A 25,776-nucleotide genomic window follows, 5' to 3' on the forward strand; every position below is an offset into this window, starting at 1 on the left:
GTCGCTCCGGCCGTTCCGGCGACGCAACCAGCCTTCACTTACCTTCTTTAGCGACATTCCCATGAGCAAATTCTGGAGCCCGATCGTCAGCCGCCTGACGCCCTACACCCCCGGCGAGCAGCCCAAGCTGAGCAACCTGGTCAAGCTCAACACCAACGAGAACCCATACGGTCCATCGCCGCTGGCGATTGCCGCCATTGCGGCCGAAGTGGGCGACAACCTGCGCCTGTATCCGAATCCCGATGCCGAGCCGCTCAAGCTGGCGATTGCCGAACAGAACGCCGCGCATGGCATTACTCCTGCCCATGTCTTTGTCGGCAACGGTTCCGACGAAGTGCTGGCGCATGCGTTCCAGGCCCTTCTGCAACATGACGAGCCGATCCTGTTCCCGGACATCACCTACAGTTTCTATCCGACTTACTGCGGCCTGTATCAAGTCGCGCATCGCACGATTCCGCTGGCGGACGACTTCAGCATCCGCGTCGACGATTATCTCGGCACCGCCAACGGCGGCATCATCTTCCCGAATCCGAACGCGCCGACCGGTTGCCTGTTGCCGCTGGCCGAAGTCGAAAGACTGGTGGCCGGCAATCCCGACAGCGTGGTGATCGTCGACGAAGCCTATGTCGATTTCGGTGGCGACAGCGCGATCCCGCTGGTGTCGCGTTACCCGAACCTGCTGGTGGTGCATACCTTGTCCAAATCGCGTTCGCTGGCCGGTTTGCGGGTCGGCTTCGCGGTCGGCCATCCGGACCTGATCACGGCACTGGAACGGGTCAAGAACAGCTTCAACTCGTATCCGCTGGACCGTCTGGCAATCGTCGGCGCCACTGCCTCGATCAAGGACCAGCAGCATTTTGAGAAAACCCGCCAGGCGGTGATTTCCAGCCGCCGGCAACTGGTGGCCGGCCTCGCGGTGCAGGGCTTCGACGTGCTGCCTTCGGCCGCCAACTTCGTCTTCGCACGCCATCCGAACTACGATGCCGCCAAGCTGGCAGCGCGCCTGCGCGGCGACGGCATCATCGTGCGTCATTTCACCAGCGCGCGGATTGCCCAGTTCCTGCGCATCACGATCGGCACCGACGATGCCTGCAAGACCTTGCTGGATGCCTTGCAGCGCCATCTGCAGGAAATGCCGGCGGATTTCTAAGCGCCGTCTCTGTAGATACTGCCGCGAAGGGCGGCGCCGTCGCGTTGCCCTTCGTATTTTTGCTGTTCCTTGTCCCGTCCGCCCTCACCTCTCCAGGCCATGTCCGAATCCATCGCGTTACCCGTATCCGCCGGCACTCGCATGCAGCGGGCGGCACTGCCAGTGCTGTTCCTATTGCTCGGGGTGATGTACGCCAGTTGGGCTTCGCGTATCCCGGCGATCCGCGATCTGTTGCAACTGGAACCGGCCAGCCTCAGCCTGGTGCTGCTGGGCGGCGGCATCGGCGCGGTCGGCTCGTTTCCGATTGCAGCGTGGCTGATCGGCCATTACGGCGCGCGCCGCAGCAGCTGGTATGCCGGCGTCGCGTTGCTGCTCACCATGCCTTGCCTGGCGCTGGCGCCGAACCTGCCGGTGCTGATGCTGGTGATGGTCAGCCTGGGCGCCTGTTCCAGCTGCTTCAATGTCGCCATCAACGCCCTCGGCGCCGCCGTCGAAAAAGCTGCCGGACGTTCGATCATGTCGCTGCTGCATTCATGGTTTTGCGTCGGCACCTTGTCAGGTGCGTTGCTTGGTAGTGCGGTGGCCGGGCTCGGCATCGGACCGCTGCTGCATTTCAGCGTGGCCGCCATCGTGTTCGCGATTCCACTACGACTCTGCTATCGGGCGCTACCGAATGACCGGCCGCAATACATCGCCGGACAAAAACATTTCGCGCTGCCGCACGGTCCGCTGATCGCACTCGGTGTGGTGGCCTTTGGCGGTGCCATCGTCGAAGGTTCGGTCGCCGATTGGAGCGGCGTCTACATGAAAGACCTGCTGTTCGCCAGCGATGGCGTGGCGCCGCTGGCCTTTGCATTTTTTGCCGGCATGATGCTGTTGACCCGCATCGTCGGCGATCGACTCAAGGAATCCTTCGGCGCGCGCCGCGTGGTCGCCGGCGGCGCAATACTGGCCGGCGTCGGCATGGCGCTGGCGCTGGTGGTGAACGATATTCCATTGGCTATTGCCGGTTTCGCGCTGACCGGCGTCGGTGTCGCCACCGTTTTCCCGTTCATCTTCAGCGCCGCCGGCCGTCACGGTCCAACAGCCTTGGCAGGCGTCACTACGATGGGATATACCGGCGGCCTGGTCGGGCCGCCGATGATCGGTTTCCTGGCCCATGGCTTCGGCCTGCATGCCGCCTTGTCGGTGGTCGGCGTGCTATGCATCGCGGTAGCGATTGCCGCCGCTCGCGCAAAATGGTTGGAATAAAGTTCGCTAAGTTAAAATACAGCGTTGCGTTTGTACGCCCACCTTACTACGGAGTCCATATGACGCTTGCTAGATTTTCTTCTTCGCTGCTGCGCAACCTGACCATCGGCGCTGCTGTCGGCGTCGCTCTGGCGGCCTGCGCCGGCACACCACCGCAACCGGCTGCAAGCAATGATCCTGCGCTGTCGACATCCCGCTGGGAACTCACTTCCTGGAGCGGCCACACCGTGCCGCATGGCGACAATGGCGAACCGGTGATTCTGAATTTCAACGTCGAGAATGGCCAGGGACGCGTCAGCGGCCGCGCCGGCTGCAATCAGTTTACGGCGCCATTTTCAATACGTGGACCGGGCCAGCTGACCATCGTCGAAGCGGCGACGACGCGCATGGCTTGCCCGGAGCCGGCCATGCAGTTTGAAGCGGATTTCCTCGACAAGCTGCAAGCCGTCAACCACTATCAGATCAGCGGCCCGGTGCTGGAAATGAAAACCATCGACGGCCAGACGCTGAAGTTCTACGCGCGTGAAAAACCGAGCGCCGCCGCGAAAATCAAATTCGTCTACGTCGCCCCGCAAAAAGTGGCATGCAGCGCCGGTGTGATGCGCACTACCTGTTTCCAGATCCGCGAGCGCAAGGAAGATCCGTGGCAACTCTGGTATGGCAATATTGAAGGCTTCAAATTCGAACCGGGCGTAGCGTATCGCCTGCGTATCCTGGAAGAGAAAGTGCCTAATCCGCCGGCCGATGCCAGCGCGCTCAAGTGGACGCTCGATCTGGTCGTGGAACAGGAACTGATTTCGAAATAATGACGATGGACGCTCACACCAATTTGCCTGATCTATTGCTGCTGCCCGGCTTCATGCTGGACCAGGCGCTGTGGGACGACATGCGCGATGGCCTGCAGCACTTGGGCCGGCTGCATTTCGGCGATCTCGGCCAGGACGATACGATCAGCGCGATGGCCGCGCGGGTGCTGCAACACGCCCCCGAGCGTTTCGTCCTGATCGGCTTCTCGATGGGCGGCTATGTCGCCCAGGCGATCATGCAGCAAGCGCCGGAGCGGGTCATCGCGCTGGGCTTGCTGAATACTTCGGCGCGCCAGCAGGACGCACGAGAAATCGCCGGCAACCGAATGCAGCTGGAACTTGCCAGGCAGGTGCCATTCAAAGGCCTGACCAGCCGTGCGCTGGCATCTTCACTCCATCCCGATCGCGCTAATGACCGCGCGCTGCTGGACCGCCTGCAGGCAATGGCGCTACACAACGGCAAGGAAGTTTTCATCCGCCAATTGTCAGCCCTGCGTAGCGATGGCTACGCCGAACTACAGAAGATTCACTGCCCAACGCTGATCGTCGCCAGCCGCAACGATCAGTTGAGCAGCATCGCCGAAGCACTGCAGATGCAGGCCCAGATTCCAGCAGCGCAAATGGTGTTGATCGAGGATTGCGGGCACATGACGCCGCTGGAAAAACCAGATGAATTGCTGCAGATCTTGTCGGATTGGCTGACCGTTTCCAGCATCAGAAAATCGGCCTAGGCGGCGCAATGCTCATCCTGCCGTAATTGATTTGCACACTGCCGGCCCAATGAAAAAGGGCCGCGCTATCAACGCGGCCCCATGCAACGGCGAGCGACTTGTTACAACGCCAAACGCTTGCGCGCTGCCTGGTATTCCGTCTGCAGGCGATCGACCATCTGCGCCACGCTCGGCACATCGTCCATCAATCCTACACCTTGACCGGCGCCCCAGATATCGCGCCAGGCCTTGGCGCCGGTGCCGCCGGAGCCGAAATTCATCTTCGACTTGTCGGCTTCCGGCAGGTTGTCCGGATCGAGGCCGGCATTGACAATGGATTTTTTCAGGTAGTTGCCATGCACGCCGGTGAACAGGTTGGTGTAGACCACATCGGCTGCGGTTGATTCGATAATTGCCTGGCGGTAGGCGTCGTCGACATGCGCTTCCTTGGTCGCCAGCCAGCGCGAACCGATGTAGGCAAAATCAGCACCCATCGCCTGTGCCGCCAGGATTGCATCGCCGGTGGCAATCGCTCCCGACAACGCAATCGGCCCCTTGAAGAATTTGCGCACTTCGCCGACCAGTGCAAACGGCGACAACGGACCCGCGTGGCCGCCAGCGCCAGCCGCCACCAAAATCAGCCCGTCGACTCCGGCTTCCAGCGCCTTCTGGGCATGGCGGATTGAGATCACGTCATGCAGTACGATACCGCCGTAGCTGTGGATCGCATCCATCATTTCCGGCGGCGGCGCGCGCAGGCTGGAGATGATGATCGGCACCTGGTGTTTGACGCAGACGGCGACATCGTGCGCCAGGCGGTCGTTCGACTGATGGACGATCTGGTTGACCGCGATCGGTCCTATCTTGGCATCAGGATGTTCGGCCTTGTAGGCAGCCAGTTCTGCCTGCAGGTCGGTCAGCCAGACATCCAGCAATTCGGCCGGACGGGCATTCAGCGCGGGGAACGAACCGACGATGCCGGCCTTGCACTGCGCAGCCACTAGCGCCGGACCGCTGGCGATGAACATCGGCGAGCCGATCACGGGAAGGCTCAGGTTTTGCAACGCGGCTGGCAGTGCCATAACGACCTCTTGAATTGGGATTGGAGAAAACGATTATAGGACGAAGGCGGGAATAAAAAGTACGGTCGTGCTAGATTTTGTCCTCTAAAACACGCAAGGAGAGGCTTGCTTTCCAAGCAATAAAACAGCGTCGCATTAATGTTGCTTCGCGACCTATCCATTACCGGTTTAACAAGAAGCCGTCACGTATCTCTGCCGCACCGGCGCGCACCAGCTGCGCCGCCGTCCATTCGGCCAGCGCGGCCTCGCTTAACTGCAGGAAACGCCGGTTGGCGGCAACCACCAGCGGCAGCGCCGACAACATCTGTGGCAGTTCATCCAGCTTCAACTGTTGCCGTTCCAGCAGCAGGAATTTCAGCAGCACCTTGATTGCATTATGAGCGTTGCGCAACGGATCTGCGGCCAGGTAATCAAGCCGCGCAAAGGCCCTCTCCAGCGCCGCGTCCGCCCCACTGAACGGACTGCCGTGGCCGGGGATCACCAATCGCACGTCAAGACCGGCAATCAGTTCCAGCGTGGCGCGCGCCTCGGCAAAACCGGAGCCGCCGTCCAGTTCCGGAAAAATCACGCCGAAACCGTTTTCCCACAAGGCGTCGGCCGAGATCAGGATACGCTCCTCGGCGCAGTAGAAAACCAGTGAATGCGGATCGTGGCCGGCGGCCGCCAACACTTGCCACTCCAAATCGCCGAGCATGACCAGGTCGCCATGCTGCAAGGTATCGTCGAAACTGAAACGCGCGCATTGCTGGCCGGTGCCGCTAAAGGTCAGTGCATCCTGGTCCCAGCTGCGCACCGCCTCGGCTTCCGAAGCCGGAATCGACGTACGGCAGCGATAGGCATGCTGCAAGGCGGCGTTGCCGCCGCAGTGATCGGAATGCAGATGGGTGTTCAGCAAGCGGTCCAGCGGCCGCCCCTGCAAGCCGTGCGCCACCAACGCCACGGTCTGTGCCGCATGTGTCAGATAACCGCTGTCGACCAGCGCAGTCTGCTCACGGCCAAGAAAAAGAACATTATTGGACGACAGCCAACCGCGTTCCAGTACGCGCATCGTCGGCGGCAACGATGGCAATGGCAGCGCGCTCATCGCGCCGCCCGGCGTTGCCGGATCAGTTGCCAGATACGGCGCTTCTGCTCAAGGCTGGCACTACCCCATGCCGCGATTTCATCGATGGTACGCTGACAGCCGTCACACAAGCCGCTCGCGGCGTTCATCACGCACACGTTGATACAGGGCGAGGCGCTGTCGTTGTGGGCGGCTCGGTCAACGCTGGCGCCCAGCGGCGATACTGGACTGGCTGGCTTGATCTGTGTGATTTTCACTCGGTCTCTGTCGGTTCGGTCGGCAGCGATGCTGCTCTTATGGCAACGTGCCCGGTATTTATCTCGTATTTGTTCATATAATACGCGACACCACAGCCCTCCAGAGCGACACCCCGCATGCCTAATATTTTACTGGCTGAAGACGAAAGCGCCATCGCCGATACCGTGATCTATGCGCTTGGCAGCGAAGGATTCCAAGTGCGTCATTGCCTGCTCGGCAGAGACGTGCTGCAACAGGCGCGCTCAGGTCAGTTCGATTTGCTGGTGCTGGATGTCGGCCTGCCAGACATGAGCGGTTTCGATGTCTGCCGCGAGCTGCGCCGTTTTTCTTCGCTACCGGTGATTTTCCTGACCGCCCGCGGCGGCGAAATCGATCGCCTGATCGGCCTTGAAATCGGTGCTGACGATTACATGGTCAAGCCGTTTTCACCACGTGAGCTGGCGGCCCGCATCCGCGTCGTGCTGAGGCGTCTGGGTCATGCGGAGGCTACGCCAGAAGCCGCGCCAACGGCCACGCTCGGCGCCTTTGAGCAAGACCAGATCGGCATGCGTATCCGCTATGCCGGCCAGATGCTGCAACTGACCCGCTACGAGTATTTGCTGTTGAACATGCTATTGAGCCGGCCAGGCGGAATTTTCACCCGCAACCAGCTGATGGACTCAATCTGGCGCGACGCTCCGGACACCACCGACCGCACCGTCGATACCCATATCAAGACACTGCGCATCAAGCTCAAGGCGGTAGCCCCGATGCTCGACCTGATCCATACCCATCGCGGCCTTGGCTATTCGGTCGAACCCGGCGTCAACGACAAATCGGCTACGCCATGAAACTTGGCATCCGCGTCCTGCTCGGTTATTTCCTGATTGTCGGCCTGGCTGGCGTCTTCATCCAGCGCGTGTTCCTGGCCGAGGTCAAACCGGCGGTGCGGCAGGCAATGGAAGACACGCTGGTCGATACCGCCAATATCCTGGCCGAACTGGCCGCCGACGACATGAAGCAGAATCGCATCGCCGATGGCAACTTCGCCAATCGCGTGCGCGAATACGGCCATCGCGACATCAATGCAAAGATCTGGGGTTTTCGCAAAACCACGCTGGATTACCGCATCTACGTCACCGATCTGAAGGGCATCGTACTGTTCGATTCCACCGGCCGCGCGGTCGGCCAAGACTACTCGCGCCGTAACGATGTCTACCTGACGCTGCAAGGCAATTACGGCGTGCGTTCCACGCGCGATGTCGACAATGACGAGCGCACTACCGTCATGCATGTCGCCGCACCGATCATCGACAACGGCAAGATGATCGGCGTGCTGACCGTGGCCAAGCCCAACAATACCTTGCAGCCGGCGATCTCCCAAAGCGAAAGGACCATTCTGCGCTGGGGCGGCCTGCTGCTGGTGCTGTCGCTGGCGGTCGGGTTGGTGGTCACCTTGTGGATCAGCCGCTCGCTGGGCGCGCTGCAACGCTATGCCCGCGCCGTCAGCGTCGGCGAACGGGCGCAACCGCCGACCAAGGCGCCAGCGAAATCGTCGAACTCGGCCGGGCGCTAGAAACGATGCGCCAAAAGCTGGAAGGCAAGCAATATGTCGAACAATACATCCATAGCCTGACGCACGAAATGAAAAGCCCGCTGGCGGCGATCCAGGGCGCCGCCGAACTGCTTGACGAGGATTTGCCGGAAGCGCAGCGTCGCCGCTTCGCCCACAACATCCGCAACCAATCGCAACGACTGGCGGAACTGATCGAAAAGATGCTGGCGTTGGCCGCCATCGAACATCGGCAGACGCTGGAAAATATCGTCACGATCGATACCGGAAAATTGCTTGAAGATCTGGTTACGTTGCTGGAGCCACGCCTGCGGCAGGCACAAGTGACGCTGCAGATCGACAACGCGTCACAGCTGCCGGCATTGCGCGGCGAACTGTTCCTGCTGCGCCAGGCACTACTCAACCTGCTGGAAAATGCCATCGATTTCGCGCCGCCGGCGAGTGTCGTCACGGTCCGCGCCGAATCCGATGCCGCCGGCATGGTGACGCTGGTCGTTACGGACAATGGTCCCGGCATTCCTGACTATGCGCTGGCGCGCGTGTTCGAGCGGTTTTATTCGCTACCGCGGCCGCATAGCAATGAAAAAAGCACCGGCCTCGGTCTGTGCTTCGTGCAACAGGTGGCGCAGCTGCATCACGGTACGATCACTCTGTCCAACCGTAGCAACGGCGGCGCCGAGGCGCGCTTGAGCCTTCCTGTAGCACAAGCATGATTTAGCGCCGCTTCACACTGGCTTCACATTCCCTTCCCGGCGGCGCCATATAGCCGCCGTCATCGATTCACACGCTCTTCTTACACTGATGCCGACCGTGACGCTGTGTCACTTTGATCAGATCGAGAGAGACCATGAACCGACCCCTGCTACTCAAAACCCTGGCAATTGTTGTCCTGACTTTGCTGATCCTGATCCCACTGGGGCTGATCCGCGACACCGTCCAGGATCGCCAACAGCATCGGCAGGAAGCGGTGGCGTCGATCGCTGCCAGCTATGCCGGGAGCCAGACCGTCACCGGACCGATCCTGGTGGTGCCGTACAAGATCCGGATCGACGAATTGACGGGGCAGGATGCCGGCGGCAAGAAAACCTACAGCAGCCGCACCGAAGACCGGCAATATCTGTTCTTCCCGAAAGACCTGCAGATGCAGGGCAAGCTGCTGCCGGCCGAACGCTATCGCGGCCTGCACAAGGTGCATGTGTATGAGTTGCAAAGCCTAGCCAGCGGCAGCATCGAATTTGATTTGCCTTCCCCGGCAAAGCTGGAGGCCGACCGGATCAGCCTGCAACAGCCTTACCTGTCGATCGGCATCAGCGATGTGCGCGGCCTGGTCGGTTCACCGACGTTCAAGATCGATGCCAAGCCACTGCCGGTGGAACAAGGCGCCGGCAGCTTCGGCTCAGGCATGCATGTCAATCTGCCGGCCGCCACGCTGAACAACGGCGGCAAGTTCGATTTCTCGCTTGACCTGACCCTGGCCGGTACCGAGAACCTGGCGATCACGCCGCTGGCCGACAACAACCGCATCGAACTGGCGTCAAGCTGGCCGCATCCGCAATTCGGCGGCAGCTTCCTGCCACGGACGCGCGAGATTTCGGATAAAGGTTTCCACGCAGTGTGGGAAGTGTCGTCGCTGGCTTCCGGTGCACAACGGGCGTTGCTCACCGGTAGTGGCAGCAGGAGTAGCGTGGAGAATCTGGAAATCCAGCTGGCAGAACCAGTGAACATTTATTCACAAGCCGATCGCGCCACCAAGTACGGCCTGCTGTTCGTGTTGCTGACCTTCGTCGGTTTCTTCATCTTTGAAACCATCAAGCAACTGCCGATCCATCCGATCCAGTATCTGCTGGTCGGCCTCGGACTGGCGATCTTCTTCCTGCTACTGGTCAGCCTGTCCGAACACATTGAATTCTGGATCGCCTACCTGATCGCCAGCGTCGCCTGTATCGGCCTCCTCGGCTTCTATCTGTCGCAAGTGCTGCGCAGCGTCGCCCGCGCGCTCGGCTTCAGCGCCATGCTGACGCTACTGTATGGCACACTGTATGGCTTGCTGGTTTCGGAAGATAACGCGCTGCTGCTGGGTAGTCTGATGCTGTTCGTGATCCTGGCGATCATCATGACCGTCACCCGCAAGATCGACTGGTATCAAACCGCAACCCTGAAAATCGCCACGGACGAGTAAACGCTGCAGTGGCCTGCTTGCAGCGTCAATCAGGCCCGTAACGCAACGTCCGCCACCGGCGCCGCAGTCATCGACACCAGTTGCTGCGGCGTCAGGTTGAATACCGCATGGGGATGTCCAGCTGCGGCCCAGACACTGTCAAGCCCCAGCAGATCCTCATCGATCAACATCACCGTCTTGCCAACATGACCGATTGGACAGACGCCGCCTATCGCGTAACCGATGCGCTCCTTGACGAAGCGTGCATCGGCTTTTCCTAACGGCCCCACAATTGCCGCCACCTTGGCTTCATCGACACGATTGCTGCCGCTCGCCACCACCATCACCGCGGCATCGTCGGCCAGGCGCCGAAACACAATCGACTTGGCAATCTCGGCCACACTGCAACCCAGTCCGGCGGCTGCCTCGGCTGAGGTCTTGCCGGTTTCCGAGAGCATGACGACTTGCTTGTCGTGGCCGATTTCGGCCAGCAGATCGGCGACGCGTTGTGCGGTGTCGGGAGTTTTTGATTTTCCATATTTACGCTATCCACATTGCATGAAACAGATGATCATTATGCCTGCATCAGCCGGCCATCCGCTTCGCCGCAATCGCATTGCCGGCCCGGCTGACGGCCTTGCGTCCCAAGTGCTTCGAAATGAACTGGCCGGCATCCACCACCGCATCAAGATCGATGCCGGTTTCGATACCCAATCCCTGCATCATGTACAACACATCTTCCGACGACACGTTGCCGGTTGCGCCCTTGGCATACGGGCAGCCACCTAAACCGGCGACTGAAGAGTGATAAATGGAAATACCGACTTCCAGGCTGGCGTAGATGTTGGCCAATGCCTGGCCGTAGGTGTCGTGGAAATGGCCGGACAGGCGCTCAATCGGGAATTCCTGCACCAACCTTTGCATCACTGTGTGGACTTTGTTCGGCGTGGCGACGCCGATGGTGTCGGCGATATCGATTTCATCGCAGCCGAGGTCGCGCAGGCGATGCAGCACGTCAACCACCGAGTCGATGCCGACTTCGCCCTGATAAGGACAACCAAATACGCAGCTGATGCTGCCACGCAGGCGTTTGCCTTCCTGCTTGGCGACCCGCGCGACTTCGCGGAAGCGCTCGATCGATTCGGCGATTGAGCAGTTGATGTTCTTTTGCGAGAACGCCTCGGATGCGGCGCCGAAAATCACCATCTCGTCAGCACCGGCGGCCAGTGCAGCTTCCAGGCCTTTCATGTTCGGCACCAGCGCGGAATAAATCACGCCAGGCTTGCGCTGGATGGCCGCCATCACTTCCGCCGAGGTGGCCATTTGCGGCACCCATTTTGGCGACACAAATGAGGCCGCTTCAATGTTGACGAAACCGGCTTTGGTGAGCTGATCCACAAGCGCGATTTTCACGTCCGCCGGGATGGTTTCCTTTTCGTTTTGCAGGCCGTCACGCGGTCCGACTTCAACGATTTTCACTTTGCTGGGGAATGTCATGGCTTGCCTCGTAATTGTTCTAGTATCCGTTGCTGCGATCGATGATGCCGCTCACCGTCTTGCCTTGTTCCAGCAACTGTATCTTGGCGCAAATCTGCTGCACCGAATCTTCATCCACCGTAATGGCGGAGATATGCGGCGTAATGCTGATGCGCGGCTCCTCCCAGAACGGATGTCCTGGCGGCAGCGGTTCCTGCTCGAACACATCCAGCGTCGCCGCGGCGATCTGGCCTTCGTGGATCAGCGCCAGCAAATCGGCCTCGACCACATGGCCGCCGCGCGCAACGTTGATCAGATAGGCGCCTTCTGCGCCCTTCTGCAATTTTTCCATATTTTTCCGATTGACGATGCCGCGCGTGGCGTCGGTCAACGGCAAGATGCAAACCAGCACTCGCGACGCCCGCAGGAATTCGTCGAGCGCATCGTCGCCAACAAAATTGCGTACGCCCGGCAACTCCTTGGGAGTGCGGCTCCAGCCGTTCAACGGAAATTCGAAATGCGCCAATGCCGCGGCAATACGCGAACCGAGTACGCCCAGGCCGAGGATGCCGATGCTGAAATCGCGCTTGCTCGGCTCCGGCAACGGCCGCCATTCGCGGCGTGCAGCCTGTTGCCGATAGATATCGTAACGGCCGAAATAGCCTAGTACCGCATGCGTGACATAACTGGCCATCTGGATCGCCATTCCCCCGTCTTCGATACGGATCAGCGGTACGCCGGCGGGCAGTGCGTCACCCAGTTTCAGGATTGCATCGACACCGGCACCGAGGTTGAAGATGGCTTTGAGATCGCTGCGTCCTTGCAGCATGGCCGGCGGTGGGCGCCACACCAGTGCGTAGTCAGCGGGGGCGTTGTCGCCTTCCCGCCAGAAACGAACTTCGGCTTGCGGCAATGCCTTGCCGAAATCGGCGATCCAGCGCTCGAAATCGCTGCCTGGGGTACGTAACACAGGATTTTCACTGTTGGGCCTCTTGCTTTTTACAACGCGAATGCGATGGCGTTTACTCTATGGGCCGTTAACTGGGGTCAGAGTAATTTACGACGATGAAACTGTCGTAAAAAAACTCTGACCCCACTTAACTCTTGATCCCGCTTAACTCTCTATGCCGGCTTAAATACCAGCAACTGCGCCGATTCGCTGACCTGGTCGCCGACCGCATACAGCAGTTCTTCGACCAAGCCATCGGCCGGAGCGGCGATGGTGTGTTCCATCTTCATCGCTTCCATGATCAGCAATGGTGCGCCTTTTTTTACTTGCTCGCCTTGCGTCACCAATAGCGCCACGATCTTGCCTGGCATCGGCGCTGTCAGACGGCCGCCTTCGGCTTCGGCGTCGCCGGCATGCAGCATCGGATCGACATAGCCGAGCACATAATGGCTACCGCCATGGAACACGTGGAACTGCTCACCCTGGCGCACCACGGTGCCGCTCACGGTTCTGTCGCCAAGGCTGATTTCGATGGCGTTGCCATTCTGCTGCAATACGGTCATCTGGTTGAATTGTTGTCCTTGATGCTGCGCGTGATGCAGCAGCCAACGCCCGGCTTCGTACATGACATCCACCGGGCTGGCGGTGCCGTCATCGACAAACGCCAGCCGCCGTTGCAGGCTGCCGTTCAAGCGCCAGCCGTCGGTATTGGTCCACGGATCGCTGCCGGCATTGTTGACGGCGTTGCGTTCCGACAGCAGCAACGATGCAGAAGCCAGCGCCAGCACTTCAATCGCAACCGGAGCCGCAGCCGGAAACAACGCATCGTGATGCCGTTCGATCAAACCGGTATCCAGGTCGGCTTCGGAAAACGCCTTGCTGCCGATCAGGCGCTGCAGGAATTTGACATTGCTGGCCAGGCCGACGATCTGATATTCAGCCAAGGCCTTCGCCATGGCCGCCAGCGCCTGTTCCCGGTCCTGGCCCCAGACGATCAGTTTGGCGATCATCGGATCGTAGAAAGGTGAGATCGCATCGCCCTCGCGCACGCCGGAATCGATACGCACAATGCTGGCGCTGGATTGGCTGACGATGAATTCGTTAGCCGCAGGCGTGCGCAAATGACGCAGGGTACCGATCGACGGCAGGAATCCTTTATCCGGATTTTCTGCATAGATCCGCGCTTCCAGCGCATGGCCGCTCAGCTTCAGTTGCTCTTGCTTGAGCGGCAGCGGTTGGCCCGCGGCGACGCGCAATTGCCACTCGACCAGATCGAGGCCGGTAATCATTTCAGTGACTGGATGTTCAACCTGCAAGCGGGTATTCATTTCCATGAAATAAAAAGAACCATCCTGGTTGGCGATGAATTCGACCGTGCCGGCGCCGACATAGCCGACCGCCTTGGCCGCGGCTACCGCCGCTTCGCCCATCGCACGTCGGCGTTCTGCCGTCATGCCCGGCGCCGGCGCTTCTTCCAGGACTTTCTGGTGACGCCGCTGTACTGAACAATCGCGTTCGAACAGGTAGACGCAATCGCCCTGGGTATCGGCGAAGACCTGGATTTCGATGTGACGCGGCCGGGTCAGGTATCTTTCCACCAGCACCTTGTCGTCGCCAAAACTGTTGATCGCCTCGCGTTTGCAGGATGCCAGCGCGGCCTTGAAATCGGCGCTCTGCTCGACGATACGCATGCCCTTGCCGCCACCGCCGGCACTGGCCTTGAGCAGCACCGGATAGGTGATCTTGTCGGCTTCGGTCTGCAGGAACTCGGCATCCTGATTGTCGCCATGATAGCCAGGCACTAGCGGCACCTTAGCCTTTTCCATCAAGGCCTTGGCCGCCGATTTCGACCCCATCGCAGAGATCGCGCTGGCTGGCGGGCCAATGAACACCAGGCCGGCCTTGGCGCAGGCATCGGCGAACTGCGCATTCTCCGACAGGAAGCCATAACCGGGGTGGATGGCCTGAGCGCCGGTGGCGAGCGCCACTTCGATGATCTTGTCGGCGCGCAGATAGCTTTCCTTGGCCGCAGGCGGGCCGATCAGGACCGCTTCGTCGCATACCGCAACGTGCTTGGCGCCAGCATCGGCTTCCGAATACACGGCTACGGTCTTGATGCCCATGCGTCGTGCGGTGGCAGCCACGCGGCAGGCGATCTCGCCGCGGTTGGCAATCAGGATTTTAGTGAACATGCTGTCTCCTCCTCTTTTTTTATTGTTTTGCCGTGCTGTCGGCGGTTACTTCGCAGCGCGCGTCAAAGACCGACGAACGTGAATGCATGCCAAGCCGCTCCAGCAATGCGCGGTCTTCCTCAACTTCCGGATTGCCGGTGGTGAGCAGCTTGTCGCCGTAGAAAATCGAGTTGGCGCCGGCCAGGAAACACAGGGCCTGGATGCCGTCACCCATTTGCCGGCGGCCAGCCGACAGACGCACGCGCGCCTTCGGCATGGTGATGCGCGCGACCGCCACGGTGCGGACGAATTCGAACAGGTCGATCGGTGCGATACCGTGCAGCGGCGTGCCTTCAACCTGCACCAGATTGTTGACCGGCACCGATTCAGGATATGGCTCCAGGTTGGCCAATTGCGCTACCAGGCCGGCGCGCTGCAGGCGCGATTCACCCATGCCGACGATGCCGCCGCAGCACACCTTGATGCCGGCGCCGCGCACGCTGTCGAGCGTGTCGAGGCGATTCTGGTAATCGCGGGTGGTGATGATGTCGCCGTAGATTTCCGGAGCGGTGTCGAGATTGTGGTTGTAATAGTCGAGGCCGGCATTCTTCAGGCGTTCAGCGTGGCCTTCGCCCAGCATGCCCAAAGTGGCGCAGGTTTCCAGGCCGAGCGCCTTGACTTCGCGCACCATTTCCTCAACCTTTTCCAGATCGCGGTTTTTCGGCTCGCGCCAAGCTGCGCCCATGCAGAACCGGGTGGCGCCATGCGCCTTGGCCTGGCGCGCCGCATCCAGCACGGTATCCAGCGGCAGCATCTTTTGTGCGGTGACGCCGGTGTCGTAGCGTGCCGCTTGCGGGCAGTAGCCGCAATCTTCGGGACAGCCGCCGGTCTTGATCGACAGCAGCGTCGCCAGTTCGACTTCGTTCGGATCGAAATTCTCGCGATGCACCTGCTGCGCCTTGAACAGCAATTCATTGAACGGCATGTTGAACAGGTCCAGCACGGCTTGCACAGGCCACTTGGCATCGGCAGGCAGCACCAGCGGCTTGGCGGCTGGTTGGAATGTAATTGGTTGCGATGACATGATCTAACTTCCTTTGTGTTGAGGGAATAGGGTTAAGAGTGAATGCCGGATGGCAGCGGCCAACCCGGCAGACATGAAAAATCGAGATGGTCGGCGGCGGCCTTGACCAGCGCCCTGGCAGGCAATTTGGGTATGCGCGGCACGTGGCCCAGAAATGGTGCCTGAATGCGGCTCTTCAGTGCTGCGATATTGGCATCGCCGTTGAGCATTGCCGTGTCGACCGTATTGGCGACCCAGCCGGCAAGCTGCAAGCCGCGCGCGGCGATGGCCTCAACGGTCAGCATGGCATGGTTGATGCAGCCGAGCCGCAATCCCACCACCAGTACCACAGGCAAACCGAGCTGCTGGGCCAGATCGGCGGTATCGTGTTTGTCGTTGAGCGGCACGCGGAAGCCGCCAACGCCTTCCACCACCACGGCATCGGCCAAGCTGGTGAGCTGCCGGTAACAAACCAGGATATGTTCCAGTTCAATCGTCCGTTGTTCCTGCGCTGCGGCGATATGTGGCGCAGTCGGTTGGCGCAGCAGAAACGGCGTCGTCAATTCCTGCGGCAACGTCACGCTGGCTTCCGCCGCCAAGATATCAGCATCGTCATTGTGCCAGACGCCGTCGCGCAGTTCGGCGCCAGCGGCCACAGGCTTCATGCCAGCACTGCGGACACCGGTCTTGGTCAGTGCGTGCAACAGTGCGCCGGCAATCAGTGTCTTGCCGATTTCGGTGTCGGTGCCGGCGATGAACCAGGCGGCCTTCGAAAGGTTTGCAATCGGATTAATCATGGCCGATCACGCTCTCAAAAACCGCTGCGGTGCGCGCCGCCAGCAAATCGATTTCCTCATCATCAAGGATGTACGGCGGCATCAGATAGACTGTCTTGCCGATCGGCCGCAGCAGCAATTCCTGCTCGACTGCATTGGCGAAAAAGCGCCGTGAAAAAGTCGCCGCCTGCGCCTTGTTGTCGATCGCTGCGTCGAATGCCCAGATCATCCCGCGCTGGCGGAAGTGTCGCACTTTCGGATGCTGCGCCAACGGCTGCAGTGCGGCTGTAATGCGATGCGCGCGCTGGCGATTGGTGTTGATCACGTCGTCTTCGTCGAAGATCGCCAGCGTCGCAAGGGCGGCACGGCAAGCCAGCGGGTTGCCGGTGTAGGAGTGCGAGTGCAGGAAGCCGCGCGCCAGATCGTTATCGTAGAACGCCTGGTAGATTTCATCGCGCGTCATTACCAGCGACAACGGCAGGTAACCGCCGCTGATGCCTTTCGACAGGCACAGGAAATCCGGCCAGATCGGCGCCTCGCCGGACGCAGTGGCTTGTTCGGACGCAAAGAAAGTGCCGGTGCGGCCGCAGCCGACGGCGATTTCGTCAAAAATCAAATGAACCTTGTAGCGATCGCACAATGCGCGCAGTTCGCGTAAATAAACCGGATCGTGCATCGCCATGCCGGTGGCGCATTGCACCAGCGGTTCGATGATGATCGCAGCGATATGGCTGGAGCGCTGCTGCAGCAACTTCTCCAGCGTCGCGGCGGCGCGGCGCGCCACATCGGCGGCAGTCTCGCCGTCGCGCGCGGCACGGGCATCGGGCGACGCCACCACGTGCGCCTGGCGCAACAGCGGACCGTAGGCATCGCGAAACAGCGGTACATCGGTCACTGCCAGCGCGCCGATGGTTTCACCGTGATAGCTGCCCTTGAGGCAAACGAATTCCTGCTTGTCGGCATAGCCGGCGTTGCGCCACGCATGAAAACTCATCTTCAGTGCGATCTCGACCGCCGAAGCGCCATCAGACGCGTAGAAGCAGTGTCCCAATACATTGCCGGTGCGCGCCGCCAGTTGTTCCGACAATTGCACCACCGGTTCGTGCGTGAAGCCGGCCAGCATCGCATGCTCAAGTTGATCGAGTTGATCCTTCAACGCAGCATTGATGCGCGGATTGGCATGGCCGAACAGATTCACCCACCAGGAGCTGATCCCGTCCAGATAACGCTTGCCGTCGGTGTCATACAGCCAGGCGCCGCGGCCGCGGCTGACCGCGATCAGAGGCACCGTTTCATGGTGCTGCATCTGGGTGCACGGATGCCAGACACTGGCCAGGCTACGCCGGACCAGCTCCGATTGCGGTGCAGGGAGATTTTTTTCAGATTTATTCAATTACATTCCTTGTCATGCCTCGCGCTGACGCGTCGGCATTATTCGCAGCCAACGCATGCAACGCGCTCGCCAGCTGGTCTACTTGTTCGATACTGTGTGCCGCCGACAACGAAATGCGCAAACGCGCAGTACCCTTCGGCACCGTCGGCGGACGGATTGCCGGCACCGAGATGCCTTGCTCGCGCAAGCCTTCCATCAGGTCCAGCGCCAGTTGGTTATCTTCGACGATCAAAGCCTGCACCGCGGTCTCGGATGGCAGCAGCGGCCACGGCAAACCGGCCAGGCCGCTGCGCAAACGTGCAATCAGTTCACGCAAATGCTGATGCCGCCAATCTTCGTCCTGCATCACCTTGACGGCCGCCAGCAAGGCGCTCGCCAGCAACGGTGGGCTGGCAGTAGTGAACACGTAGGTCCGCGCGCGTTGCAGCAGCCATTCAATCAGCAGCGCATCGCCGGCAACGAAAGCACCGGCGACGCCGGCGGCCTTGCCCAAGGTCCCCATGTACAGGATGCGTTGCGACTGGATGCCGAAATGCGCCAGGCTGCCGCGTCCTTGCGGCCCAGCACGCCGAAACCGTGGGCATCGTCGACCAGCATCCAGGCATCGTATTTTTCGCACAGGGCCAGCAGTTCCGGCAGCGGTGCGATATCGCCATCCATGCTGAAAATCGCATCGGTGACAATCAGTTTGCGCGGGCTGCTGCTCTTGGCCAGCAGCTCCTCCAGCCGCGCCACATCAGCATGCGGATAAATGCGGAACTGCGCGCCGGACAAGCGTGCGCCGTCGATCAGGCAGGCATGGTTCAGACGGTCCGAGAACACCACATCGCCAGGGCCAACCAGTGCCGGGATGGTCCCCATATTGGCCATGTAGCCGGTCGAAAAATGCAAGGCGCGTGGCATGCCGACGAAAGCAGCCAAAGCCTGCTCCAACTCCTCGACCACGCTGGTGTGGCCACTGATCAGCGCCGATGCGCTGGCGCCGACGCCGTATTTTTCCAGTCCGGCTGCGGCTGCCGCATGCAATGCGGGATGATTGGCCAGGCCGAGATAATCGTTGCTGCAAAACGCCAGGTACTGGCGGCCGTCAACATCCAGCAACGGCCCTTGCGGACCATCGACAATGCGGCGCTTGCGCAGCAGTTTCTGCTCTTGCAACGCAGCCAGTTGTTCGCGGATCTGGTTCAGTAACTCAGGCATAGTGGACTTCCGCCGTTTGTACATGCGCCGCCGGCGATGGCCGCGCAAATTGCAACGGCAAGCGGTTCAGGCTGCGATATACCGCGTTCTCGCCCCAGGATTGCGTGTCGCCGACCAATCCCAGTTGCGGCAGCCGCTGCATTACGCTGCGCATCGCAATTTCCGCTTCCAGATAAGTCAGCGTGGCGCCGATACAGACATGCGGGCCGTAACCGAAAGACAGATGCGCACCTTCATTGCGGCGAATATCGAGCCGGTCCGGATCGCTGAATTTGGCCGGATCGCGATTGGCGGCGCCGATCAGCGGAATCACCAGGTCGCCCTTCTTCATGATCTGGCCATGCATCTCGACATCGACCTTGAGGCGGCGGCCGGTATATTGCACCGGGCTGTCGAAACGCAACAATTCCTTCAACGCGGATGGCAGCAAGGATGGCTCGGCTTGCAGCGCCTGCCATTGCTGCGGATGCTGTAACAGCGCCAGCATGCCGTTGCCCAGCAGGTTGCGTGTTGTTTCATGACCGGCGAACAGCAGCGTGCAGCATTGCGCCAGCAATTCCTTGGTAGTGATGATGCCGCCGCCGGCTTCGGCGCGAATCAGCTGGCTCATCAAGTCGTCGCCAAGCGCGGCACGGCGCAGTGGCAACAATTGGCGGAAATATTCGTTCATCGCGATCAGGCTGACCTGGGCGCGCCGGGCAATCTCCAGCGTCGGCGTCGGGCTGCCAATGAAAGCGGCGATATCGTCGGACCAGGCGACAAATTCGCTGCGGTCTTCGGCGGCGATGCCGAGCATGCCGGCAATCACCAGCGCCGGCAGCGGGCGGGCGAAGTCGCGCATGAAGTCAAACTGAGCAAATTCAGCAAACTGTCCTGTGCCGACAGCGGCCTTCGCCAACACGTCGTCCAGCAGACGAGTTACGATCGTCTGGATCTGCGGCGCCAATTCCTGCAACGCTGCCGGTTTGAAGCCGGCGTTCATCACCTGGCGCAGGCGCGTGTGCTGTGGTGCATCGACGAACAGCAGCGAGCGCGAAAAAATGCGTTTGAATTCACGCAGCTCGGTCAATGCCCCGGCCCGCTGCTATTCGCCCAGCCGCCAGCGCGCCGTACCGAAAAACGCGGATCGCGCAGCACGGCGGCGACATCGGCATGTCCGGTCAGCAGCCAGGCTCCGCCGCAGAACTCCGGGCTCCAATGCAACGGCCCCTCGGCACGCAACGCGTGGTAGGCGGGGTAAGGATCGTTCAAAAATGCTTCGTTAATCATTTAATATCGTTTCCGGCACTTACGTTGGCAAAATCGCCTCTGCAAGGACGAGATTGTATGTGATCGCGACGCAATCACTGCAGCCAAGACGGTTTACGCTTCTCCAGGAAAGCGCGTACCCCCTCCCGCCCTTCGGTGGAAGCCCGGATTTTGGCGATATCTTCCACGGTATCGGCGATCAGCGTCTCCGTCAGCGGCTGGCCGGCAATCGCTCGCACTAGTCGTTTGGCTTCTGTGACAGCGTTGGGACTGGCCGCCAATAACGCCTTGAGCAGCTGATTCACGCATTCATCGAGTTTTTCCGCTGCGGCAACTTCATGCACCAAGCCATGTCGCTGTGCGGTTTCTGCCGAAAAACGCTCGGCGGTGATGAAATAGCGGCGCGCAGCTGATTCTCCGATCGACTTGATGACATAGGGAGAGATGGTGGCCGGGATCAAGCCGATTTTCACTTCCGACAGGCAGAACTGGGCGGTATCCACTGCAGCCACGATATCGCAGGCCGACACCAGTCCTAGGCCGCCTGCATAGCAATCGCCCTGTACTTTGGCGATCACTGGCTTCGGACATTGGTAGATGGTGCGCAGCATGGTCGCCAGCTGGGCGGCATCGGCGCGATTCTGCTCCGGCGTGTAGTCAGCCATCGCTTTCATCCAATTGAGATCGCCACCAGCGCAGAACGCTGCGCCATTCGCCGCCAGCACGATAGCGCGTACTTCGGCGGCGCTGCCCAGTTCAAGGAAAGCATGCGTGATTTCGGCAATCATCGTTTCATTGAAGGCATTGCGCACTTCGGGCCGGTTGAGGACGATGGTGGCGACCTGGGGTGCGCGTTGTATCGTCAAAGTCTGATAAGTCATTTGTTCATCTCCGCTTGCTGCTTTGCCACCGCCCAATAAATAAAGTCCAGTTCCGGACACGCATAGCCCATGGCGGTCAGCGCCGCAGTGATCTGGCCGCGATGGTGGGTGGCGTGGTTGAAAACGTGGCCGAGCACTGCCGTGAGTGGCGCCTCTGCCGGGGCGCCTGTTGCCCGGGTGTAATGTAGATTGCCGGAATAATCCCGTTGTGGATTGCTCGACAGCCATTGGTCCCAGCGCCGCGACGCATCAGTCAAGGCACTCGCCAGGACGTCGCGTCGGCTTTCCAATTCGGTATCCAGCGCCATTTTCAGCGAAATGCCTTCGGCAATGCGGGAATGCCAATGACGCTCACCGACCAACATGTGGTTCAACGTGCCATGTATCGAATGAAAAACAGCCTGCAATCGCGACGATAATCTTCCTCGCTGATGGCAGCGATCTGTTCGAGCAGTTTCGCAGTGGCCCACACATGGTAGCGGGCCAGCGATTCAAAATAAGCTTGCATCATTTCGTCAATGGCTCCGCAGGAAAACCGTTGCGCCCCAGGAAATCGGCGACGACCGGCTCCCAAATACTGAGTCCGGAGGCGAACAGCATATGTCCGTTCTTGGCAAATGGCGGCAGCAATTTGTATTCGGCCTGACCGCCTGCCTTGTTGAAAGCGGCCTGCCAGGCCTGGCTGTACTTCGGTCCAAAAAACAGGTCGTTCTCGGTGTACACCCAGAGCATCGGCACCTTGGTCGTCTTGCCGAATTGCGCGTACATGCTTTCCAGTTTGTCGCCCTGGCAAGGCACGCCAGGATGGGCGACCGGATCACCGCCGGCGCCGCCGGCAAAATTGATCGCCGCCACCAGCCCCGCCGGATTCCTGGCCGCAGTCGCGGTGGTCGTATAGCCGCCGACCGATTGGCCGACCAGCAATACGCGCTGCGGATTCACGTAAGACTGCTGCTTGGCGTAATCGAGGACTGCCAACACTTCGGTTGCCGCAGCTTCGGCCATCGGTCCGTACTCTTTCTGGTTGCAACTACCGCTGTCCTCAGGATCAGGATCGACGCCGGCCTCGCCGTAGCCAAGACGGGTCGGCACGAACACGGCAAACCCGCGGTCTATAAAAAAGCGCGCCTGTTGCGTATAGCGGAAACGCAGCGGTGTGGCGCGATTGTCGCCGCTACGGCCGTGGCTGATGACGACGATCGGAAACGGCCGGCGCCGGCCGGCTTGAACTGTGTCACCGTGACATTGCCGGTAACGCTACGGCCATACAGGTTCTTGACCGTCACCGGCAGCTTGATGACCGACTCGTTCAAATCCTGCGCCAAGCCCTGTGCGGCGGCGTGGCCGGACCATGCGCCGAGCGAGATACATAAGCATCCCAGCGCATGACGCGCTGTCCAACTGGCTGATGACGGCTTCATTTTTTTCATGATGATTGCTTAGGCTACGATCATTCACCTGCCAGCGCTGCGGCAGTTCCCGCCGGCGATTGCCGTGTCGGCTGGGCGGCAGTGCTGGCCCGATACACCACGGTGCTGTCGATGGCATACAGCTGGCAGTTCCTGCCGCTCAGGTTGTAGCAAACCTGCAAGGCGCGCACCGCGGGATCCCTTGGCAAATTCTGGTCGGGCGGATTGCCCCAGGTTTGCGCCCAATGACCGTCTTCGGCAATGACAAAAGCCTTGGGACCAACCCTGGTCAGCCACAGTTGATAGGCTTCGCGGCCCTGCTGATCCAGAAACGGTATATGCCGGGAATCACTGATATCGGCAAAACCGGATGCTGGCGGAAACAAGCGTGCTCCTGGCGGCGCCTGCGCGGCGACACTGGCAGAGGTGCCGACACTATGGTCGATCTTGCCCAACCTGGCTTTGAGGTCGACGATTGCGCGCGTGGTGCCGGCATGACACTCATATTGGGTCGGGCTATTCATCACCGCCAAGCGGTCGTAGTAACTGACAATGCCGACCAGCACGTTGGCATTTCTCGCGCGTGCCTGCTGCACCAGGTCAAGCAAGGCATTTTGCAATGCAAGTTTGCAACATCCGAGTCTTCGGTTCCACGGCCGCGATAATTGGGTCTAGCCTCGCCCCTGATGTAAATTTCATCCGACAGCAAGCTCGTGCCGTCCGGTATCGCTGCACCGAAGATGATCGACATGTCGCTGCCGACAGCCTGCTGGACCGCCCTCTGCGCAAATACCGGCTCAACCGGCAACAGCAGCTTGGTATTGCGCGCTTGCGCCGCCGTCGGCCAGAACCCGTTCGCCAACACGCAGGCAAACGCCAGTCCGAGGCAGGTTTTTCTAGAAAAATCGATCATTCCCGCTTTCCCTTCGCTAGTGAGTTTCGCTGTTCCCGGTTTGTCGATGCGCGTCGCATCAATTTGCCTTCGGCGCCGGTGCATCGGACAAGCCGTCGATCTTGGCCAGCTTCGCTTTCAGGTCAACCACCGCGCGGGTTGTCCCGGCGTGGCACTCATACTGGGTCGGGCTGTCCATGACTGTGGCATGGTTGTAGTTGCTGACGATGCCAACCACTGCATTAGCGCCCTGCGCGCGTGCCTGACCTATCAGTTTGACCATCGCCTTGCGGAAAGCCTGTTGGCAAATCGCCTCATCCTCGTAACCATGCCTGAAACTCGGCTGGACCTCGCCCCTGGCCTGGATGTCCTGCGACACGAACTTCAACCCTTGCGGCACTGCCGCCTCACCGAAGATGATGACCATATCGTCATCGTCGCCCTTGTGCGCCGCTACCTGGCCCGCTGGCTGCGACTGTGCTTGCGCCTGCGTCGCTTTCGATGGCACGACTGTACCGATCGGCAGCAGCAACCTGGTGTTGCGCGCCTGCGCGGTTCCTTGCCAGCAGATAGCCGCCAACGCGCAGGTCAACACCAATGTCAATGGCGATTTATTCGTGAGTTTATGCATTTTATTTTTCTCCCTGTTGATGCGCATTGTTGAGTTACATGCGGAATACACCGAACTTCGTTTCAGCGATCGGCGCATTCAGCGCCGCGCTCAACCCCAGCCCCAGCACCCTGCGGGTATCGGCCGGATCGATTACGCCGTCGTCCCACAAACGCGCTGACGCATAATAGGGATGTCCCTGATGCTCGTATTGGTCACGGATCGGTTTCTTGAACGCCTCTTCCTCATCGGCGCTCCAACTGCCGCCCTTGGCTTCAATACCATCGCGCTTGACGGTCGCCAGGACGCCGGCGGCCTGTTCGCCACCCATCACCGAAATCCGTGCGTTCGGCCACATCCACAGGAAGCGCGGCGAATAGGCGCGGCCGCACATGCCGTAATTACCGGCGCCGAAACTACCGCCAATGATCACCGTCAGCTTCGGCACCGAGGTGGTTGCCACCGCAGTCACCATCTTGGCGCCATTACGCGCAATGCCCTCGTTCTCGTAACGACGGCCAACCATGAAGCCGGTGATGTTTTGCAGGAACACCAGCGGGATCTTGCGTTGCGAGCACAGTTCGATGAAGTGCGTCCCTTTCAACGCCGCTTCCGAAAACAGGATGCCGTTGTTGGCGATGATGCCGACCGGCATGCCGTAGATATGTGCGAAACCACAAATCAGCGTGGTGCCGTAGCGCGCCTTGAATTCGTCAAATTCACTGCCGTCGACCACGCGTGCGATTACTTCGCGCACATCGAACGGCTTGCGGGTATCGAGCGGAATCACGCCATACAATTCCTGCGCCGGATATTTTGGTTCGACTACCGGACGCAATAGCGGACCTTGCGGTTTCTGGCGGTTCAGATTGGAAACGATAGTGCGCGCCAGCGACAGCGCGTGCATGTCATTCTGCGCCAGGTGGTCGGCCACACCGGAAAGACGGGTGTGGACATCACCGCCGCCGAGATCCTCGGCACTGACCACCTCGCCAGTGGCAGCCTTCACCAGCGGCGGACCGGCCAGAAAAATCGTGCCCTGATTCTTGACGATGATCGATTCATCGCTCATCGCTGGCACGTAGGCGCCGCCGGCAGTGCACGACCCCATCACCACGGCAATTTGCGGGATGCCCTTGGCCGACAGGTTGGCCTGGTTGAAAAAGATGCGGCCGAAGTGATCGCGATCCGGGAACACTTCATCCTGGTTCGGCAGGTTGGCGCCGCCGCTGTCGACCAGATAAATGCATGGCAAGTTATTCTGCTCGGCGATTTCCTGCGCCCGCAAATGCTTCTTCACGCTCAACGGATAGTAGGTGCCGCCCTTGACGGTGGCATCGTTGCAGACGATCACGCATTCTTGACCGGCGATGCGGCCGATGCCGGTAATGACGCCGGCGGCAGGCGCGGCATCGCTGCCGTCCTTGTCCTTGTAGACGTGATACGCCGCCAGCTGGGAAAATTCGAGGAACGGCGTGCCCGGGTCGAGCAGCATTTGCACCCGTTCGCGCGGCAGCAACTTGCCGCGCGCAACATGCTTGTTACGCGCGGCTTCGCCGCCGCCTTCAGCGATCTGCGCAACTTTCTGACGCAAATCGTCGACCAGCAGATTGAGGGCGTTGGCATTTTGCTGGAATTCTTCGCTGCGCGGATTCAGCTTGCTTTCTAACTGAGGCAT

The 25,776-nt window shown here is 60.3% G+C and carries 25 protein-coding genes and 2 pseudogenes; 7 read left to right on the forward strand and 20 right to left on the reverse strand.

Features of this window, described 5'->3' with window-relative positions; genetic code table 11:
- Positions 1–61 precede the first annotated feature (61 nt).
- From hisC to CAter10_RS20885, 4 genes are all read left to right on the forward strand, one after another.
- Entirely contained in the window at positions 62–1,150 is a 1,089-nt protein-coding gene (gene hisC / locus CAter10_RS20870) for a histidinol-phosphate transaminase (RefSeq protein WP_061534965.1), read from the forward strand.
- Between the two features lie 99 nt (positions 1,151–1,249).
- Positions 1,250–2,401: an MFS transporter gene (locus CAter10_RS20875; RefSeq protein ID WP_128083165.1), complete on the forward strand. Its 1,152-nt coding sequence runs from the start codon at positions 1,250–1,252 to the stop codon at positions 2,399–2,401.
- A 59-nt stretch (positions 2,402–2,460) separates the two neighbouring features.
- Positions 2,461–3,207, forward strand: coding sequence for an META and DUF4377 domain-containing protein (locus CAter10_RS20880; protein ID WP_061534967.1), 747 nt, complete (start codon positions 2,461–2,463; stop codon positions 3,205–3,207).
- Between the two features lie 23 nt (positions 3,208–3,230).
- Positions 3,231–3,938 (forward strand): alpha/beta fold hydrolase, encoded by a 708-nt coding sequence (locus CAter10_RS20885; RefSeq protein ID WP_061535491.1) that lies wholly within the window; start codon positions 3,231–3,233, stop codon positions 3,936–3,938.
- Positions 3,939–4,039: 101 nt separating this feature from the next.
- Here CAter10_RS20885 and CAter10_RS20890 read toward each other — a convergent pair whose 3' ends face one another.
- The 3 genes from CAter10_RS20890 to CAter10_RS20900 form a co-directional block, all read right to left on the reverse strand.
- Positions 4,040–4,999, reverse strand: a complete 960-nt coding sequence (locus tag CAter10_RS20890) for an NAD(P)H-dependent flavin oxidoreductase (protein ID WP_061534968.1) — start codon at positions 4,997–4,999, stop codon at positions 4,040–4,042.
- A gap of 160 nt (positions 5,000–5,159) precedes the next feature.
- A complete protein-coding gene (locus CAter10_RS20895; RefSeq protein ID WP_061534969.1) occupies positions 5,160–6,083 on the reverse strand; it encodes an MBL fold metallo-hydrolase in 924 nt (307 codons plus the stop codon).
- The gene (locus tag CAter10_RS20900; RefSeq protein WP_335339710.1) at positions 6,080–6,319 is read right to left on the reverse strand and encodes a DUF1289 domain-containing protein; all 240 of its coding nucleotides are present in this window, start codon (positions 6,317–6,319) and stop codon (positions 6,080–6,082) included. Before CAter10_RS20900 ends, CAter10_RS20895 begins: the two co-directional genes overlap by 4 nt.
- 117 nt (positions 6,320–6,436) lie before the next feature.
- Here CAter10_RS20900 and creB point away from each other — a divergent pair, with 117 nt between their 5' ends.
- The 3 genes and pseudogenes from creB to creD all read left to right on the forward strand — a co-directional run bounded on the left by creB (position 6,437) and on the right by creD (position 10,051).
- Complete coding sequence (creB, locus tag CAter10_RS20905; RefSeq protein WP_061534970.1) at positions 6,437–7,150, forward strand: two-component system response regulator CreB; 714 nt, start codon at positions 6,437–6,439, stop codon at positions 7,148–7,150.
- A pseudogene (gene creC / locus CAter10_RS20910) lies at positions 7,147–8,585 on the forward strand (two-component system sensor histidine kinase CreC). Before creB ends, creC begins: the two are co-directional and overlap by 4 nt.
- 134 nt (positions 8,586–8,719) lie before the next feature.
- Positions 8,720–10,051, forward strand: a complete 1,332-nt coding sequence (gene creD / locus CAter10_RS20915; protein WP_061534971.1) for a cell envelope integrity protein CreD — start codon at positions 8,720–8,722, stop codon at positions 10,049–10,051.
- A gap of 29 nt (positions 10,052–10,080) precedes the next feature.
- Here creD and CAter10_RS20920 read toward each other — a convergent pair whose 3' ends face one another.
- From CAter10_RS20920 to CAter10_RS20990, 17 genes and pseudogenes are all read right to left on the reverse strand, one after another.
- On the reverse strand, positions 10,081–10,524 hold the full coding sequence (locus CAter10_RS20920; RefSeq protein WP_061534972.1) for a YbaK/EbsC family protein: 444 nt from the start codon (positions 10,522–10,524) through the stop codon (positions 10,081–10,083).
- 91 nt (positions 10,525–10,615) lie between these two features.
- The gene (locus tag CAter10_RS20925; protein ID WP_061534973.1) at positions 10,616–11,527 is read right to left on the reverse strand and encodes a hydroxymethylglutaryl-CoA lyase; all 912 of its coding nucleotides are present in this window, start codon (positions 11,525–11,527) and stop codon (positions 10,616–10,618) included.
- A gap of 19 nt (positions 11,528–11,546) precedes the next feature.
- Positions 11,547–12,476, reverse strand: a complete 930-nt coding sequence (locus CAter10_RS20930) for a 2-hydroxyacid dehydrogenase (protein WP_061534974.1) — start codon at positions 12,474–12,476, stop codon at positions 11,547–11,549.
- 152 nt (positions 12,477–12,628) lie between these two features.
- Complete coding sequence (locus CAter10_RS24645) at positions 12,629–14,647, reverse strand: acetyl/propionyl/methylcrotonyl-CoA carboxylase subunit alpha (protein WP_061534975.1); 2,019 nt, start codon at positions 14,645–14,647, stop codon at positions 12,629–12,631.
- Positions 14,648–14,666: 19 nt separating this feature from the next.
- On the reverse strand, positions 14,667–15,710 hold the full coding sequence (gene bioB / locus CAter10_RS20940) for a biotin synthase BioB (protein WP_061534976.1): 1,044 nt from the start codon (positions 15,708–15,710) through the stop codon (positions 14,667–14,669).
- Between the two features lie 32 nt (positions 15,711–15,742).
- Complete coding sequence (gene bioD / locus CAter10_RS20945; RefSeq protein ID WP_061534977.1) at positions 15,743–16,486, reverse strand: dethiobiotin synthase; 744 nt, start codon at positions 16,484–16,486, stop codon at positions 15,743–15,745.
- Positions 16,479–17,858 (reverse strand): adenosylmethionine--8-amino-7-oxononanoate transaminase, encoded by a 1,380-nt coding sequence (gene bioA, locus CAter10_RS20950; RefSeq protein WP_061534978.1) that lies wholly within the window; start codon positions 17,856–17,858, stop codon positions 16,479–16,481. The genes bioD and bioA overlap by 8 nt, the downstream gene beginning before the upstream one ends.
- Positions 17,851–19,058 (reverse strand): annotated as a pseudogene (gene bioF, locus CAter10_RS20955) (8-amino-7-oxononanoate synthase). Before bioF ends, bioA begins: the two are co-directional and overlap by 8 nt.
- Entirely contained in the window at positions 19,051–20,127 is a 1,077-nt protein-coding gene (locus CAter10_RS20960) for a cytochrome P450 (RefSeq protein WP_236905423.1), read from the reverse strand. Before CAter10_RS20960 ends, bioF begins: the two are co-directional and overlap by 8 nt.
- The gene (locus CAter10_RS23865; protein ID WP_236905424.1) at positions 20,124–20,327 is read right to left on the reverse strand and encodes a cytochrome P450; all 204 of its coding nucleotides are present in this window, start codon (positions 20,325–20,327) and stop codon (positions 20,124–20,126) included. The genes CAter10_RS20960 and CAter10_RS23865 overlap by 4 nt, the downstream gene beginning before the upstream one ends.
- 74 nt (positions 20,328–20,401) lie before the next feature.
- Positions 20,402–21,187, reverse strand: coding sequence for an enoyl-CoA hydratase/isomerase family protein (locus CAter10_RS20965; protein WP_061534979.1), 786 nt, complete (start codon positions 21,185–21,187; stop codon positions 20,402–20,404).
- Entirely contained in the window at positions 21,184–21,552 is a 369-nt protein-coding gene (locus CAter10_RS20970) for a DinB family protein (protein ID WP_335340221.1), read from the reverse strand. Before CAter10_RS20970 ends, CAter10_RS20965 begins: the two co-directional genes overlap by 4 nt.
- Positions 21,553–21,694: 142 nt before the next feature.
- The gene (locus CAter10_RS20975) at positions 21,695–22,387 is read right to left on the reverse strand and encodes a dienelactone hydrolase family protein (protein WP_335340222.1); all 693 of its coding nucleotides are present in this window, start codon (positions 22,385–22,387) and stop codon (positions 21,695–21,697) included.
- Positions 22,300–22,617 (reverse strand): hypothetical protein, encoded by a 318-nt coding sequence (locus CAter10_RS23870; RefSeq protein WP_236905426.1) that lies wholly within the window; start codon positions 22,615–22,617, stop codon positions 22,300–22,302. Before CAter10_RS23870 ends, CAter10_RS20975 begins: the two co-directional genes overlap by 88 nt.
- Positions 22,618–22,637: 20 nt before the next feature.
- Positions 22,638–23,216 carry a hypothetical protein gene (locus CAter10_RS20980; protein WP_061534980.1) on the reverse strand — a complete coding sequence of 193 codons (579 nt, stop codon included), beginning with the start codon at positions 23,214–23,216 and terminating at the stop codon, positions 22,638–22,640.
- A 351-nt stretch (positions 23,217–23,567) separates the two neighbouring features.
- On the reverse strand, positions 23,568–24,119 hold the full coding sequence (locus CAter10_RS20985; RefSeq protein WP_061537494.1) for a hypothetical protein: 552 nt from the start codon (positions 24,117–24,119) through the stop codon (positions 23,568–23,570).
- A 34-nt stretch (positions 24,120–24,153) separates the two neighbouring features.
- On the reverse strand, positions 24,154–25,776 hold the full coding sequence (locus CAter10_RS20990) for a carboxyl transferase domain-containing protein (protein WP_061534982.1): 1,623 nt from the start codon (positions 25,774–25,776) through the stop codon (positions 24,154–24,156).

Origin of the sequence: Collimonas arenae (assembly GCF_001584165.1) — a bacterium.
GTDB classification, from domain to species: Bacteria; Pseudomonadota; Gammaproteobacteria; order Burkholderiales; family Burkholderiaceae_D; genus Collimonas; species Collimonas arenae.